Annotated in this window: 5 protein-coding genes; 3 read left to right on the forward strand and 2 right to left on the reverse strand. The window is 53.5% G+C overall.

Annotated elements, in window-relative coordinates; translation table 11 throughout:
* Both AB5Z52_RS16700 and AB5Z52_RS16705 read right to left on the reverse strand, forming a co-directional pair.
* A partial coding sequence (locus tag AB5Z52_RS16700) for a hypothetical protein (protein WP_368267102.1) occupies nt 1–317 on the reverse strand: 317 nt, incomplete at its 3' end.
* Nucleotides 298–1068, reverse strand: coding sequence for a hypothetical protein (locus AB5Z52_RS16705; RefSeq protein WP_368267104.1), 771 nt, complete (start codon nt 1066–1068; stop codon nt 298–300). The genes AB5Z52_RS16700 and AB5Z52_RS16705, both read right to left, overlap by 20 nt.
* A gap of 189 nt (nt 1069–1257) precedes the next feature.
* Between AB5Z52_RS16705 and AB5Z52_RS16710 the strand changes: the two genes are divergently transcribed.
* The 3 genes from AB5Z52_RS16710 to AB5Z52_RS16720 are packed head-to-tail and all read left to right on the forward strand — an operon-like array spanning nt 1258 to nt 2250.
* The gene (locus tag AB5Z52_RS16710; RefSeq protein WP_025220940.1) at nt 1258–1467 is read left to right on the forward strand and encodes a helix-turn-helix domain-containing protein; all 210 of its coding nucleotides are present in this window, start codon (nt 1258–1260) and stop codon (nt 1465–1467) included.
* A 26-nt stretch (nt 1468–1493) separates the two neighbouring features.
* Complete coding sequence (locus tag AB5Z52_RS16715) at nt 1494–1910, forward strand: hypothetical protein (RefSeq protein ID WP_368267107.1); 417 nt, start codon at nt 1494–1496, stop codon at nt 1908–1910.
* Nucleotides 1903–2250, forward strand: a complete 348-nt coding sequence (locus AB5Z52_RS16720; protein ID WP_368267108.1) for a hypothetical protein — start codon at nt 1903–1905, stop codon at nt 2248–2250. The genes AB5Z52_RS16715 and AB5Z52_RS16720 overlap by 8 nt, the downstream gene beginning before the upstream one ends.
* Nucleotides 2251–2288 lie beyond the last annotated feature (38 nt).

The raw sequence follows: 2288 nt of genomic DNA on the forward strand, positions 1-2288 counted from the left end.
ACATACCGACCTGAGCGAATATCATCCTCCATGGCTGCCGCGAACGACTCGGCATCGGCTCGGGTGCTGAATGCCTTGCTACTGCGCTTCTTAGAACCGTCGGGCAAGGTTGCCCACCAAGACACCCGCCATCGCTTCCCGTGTCCATACCGCGCCGTCTTAAACTTCTCGGGCACCTTGGCCTTCTCCGGCGTCTTCATATACGCGGCCAAGCTCTTCGTTACAGAACTGGGAACTGGAATCTTCACCTTGCTGCCATCGGGCAACGTCTCCCGTGGCTCGGTCAGCCAGAGGTCTTCAATCCAAGCTTTCGACATTGCTTTTCCTCACACGTGCAACGAGTGCTTCAAAGGAGACATCCCAGTATTTAGGCTGAGAAACCGAGATGGCATCTACGTCAAACGACTGAACACAACGCCCTGCCTCAGCTACAGCATCGAGTATTCGGTCAGCCATTTCATCTGGAATGCAATACGCATATCTGCCTAACCAATTCAAATTCTTTGCAATATCATTAACCGTGTTCACAAGCACCTTGAATACTTTTAGAGATAGTTCAACCTGTTCCTGTTTTGTTGCTGAATATTCTCCACGTTTCGGTTGTGGTGTTTTAGAATACCCACCCATTCTAAAACGTCCTTTATCTGTATAAATCCAGAACTGGCTATTATTCCATTCCCTCAATGCCATCCGATATTTATGTTCAGCTACTGCTGAAATATCGACTAAACCATGAACCGGATAGGTCTTTAGCATCCACTGGAGCTTGTTAGTATCAGCCAATAGCCTTCCCGCTTTTTTAAAATCTGTATCTTCTGCCTGCAATTCGAAATCATCTAGACGTTGTTCACCATAGATCTGCAAATTAGTTTTCCCATCCGGGAACAAAGGATTGTTCTCAAAAGGCTTTTGAACATCCACAAACAAGTTCACGAGAGGCACCCCCAAGGCAATCGCTATATCTAACGCATCAGACAGTTTTAGTCGCGTACGGCCAGTCTCAATGTTTTCAAGCACATCGGCTGTGACAAGACTATTCGGCACAAGTTCCTTGACTCTCTTCGCCAAGTCCTCGCGAGACCCCCTAATTTTGCCATCTCTGTCAATAGGCGCCCATCGATGCCGCGCCCGTCGAACACAGGCACCTATATACTTCTCTCGATCGTTTGTCAAGTTCATATATGCATGATACCGCAAAACTACGGATTATGTTCATTCCCTTACCGATACCTACGTTGATTCCGGCAGGCTAAAACCATGAACACAAACGCGACACACTCCGAGATGCCAACGCTCCTCACCCCGGCAGATGCGGCGACCATACTGCATGTGCCGGTGAAGACGCTGGCTCGCTGGAGGTTCGAGAACTCCCACCTGCCGTATGTGACGCTCGGCAGGAAAGTCCTGTATCGAGAGAGCGACTTGGTGGACTTCGTCGCGCGCAATGTTCATGAAGTGATCCAGTAACGGCCAACCTTAAGGAGGTACTCACAATGGCCGACGAAATGAAGGAACTCCGCGGCGCGGTGTTTGACCTGATTCCCGATGGGGTTTCGGTCGTCGCGCTCGACGAGATTGAAGTGGACGACATGACCCCCAAAACGAGGAACGTCAAGGACGAGGACAGCAACAAGCAGCACCGCGTTGACGACGAGCGCTTCGGTGGTCTCGTCTACAAACTCCCCGGCGTGGCTGTCCGAGATTGCCGCCGCAAGCGCATCCGCAACAAGGTGAGTGTCTTCGTCCGGCAGCGTCCCTCCGCCGCGATCCCGGAGATGACCCAGCTCCGACTCACTGGCCGCGTGCTGCTCTCCCCCTACGCCGTGGACGACCTGGGATTCACCATCGTCGCCGACGGCGTGGAGTCTGCGTCCGCTGGCACCAACACAGGAAGGCACTCCAATGAATGAGACCGGCATCAGCATCCCTTGGTGGAGTTGGCTCGCTCTCATTGCTGCACTGGTGGCGTGTGCCATCGTCGCCAAGATCGCAAGGGACATCCGCGCGACGAAAAACATCATCGCCGCACGCACCAAGAACACCCAGCAGGTCGAGGATGAAGATCGGAAGCTTGTTCGCTACGGCAAGCGACTTGGCGGTCACTACATCGCATGGCCGCGCGAATGGTGCAACCAAGAGGAAGCAGCTGGACGCGGCGCGATGACTGTCAACGAACTGTGGCCAGACGAGACAACTGAGCCAATCGCGCACCGACGTTTCACGTGGGTGCAACGCACTAGGAGGATGTAGCCGTGGGACTACAGTTTGCGGGGCGGTGGTTCGGACGC

The organism is Enterococcus sp. RTP21361st1_A6_RTP21361_211029, from assembly GCF_040910045.1.
Taxonomy (GTDB): Bacteria; Bacillota; Bacilli; order Lactobacillales; family Enterococcaceae; genus Enterococcus_D; species Enterococcus_D gallinarum.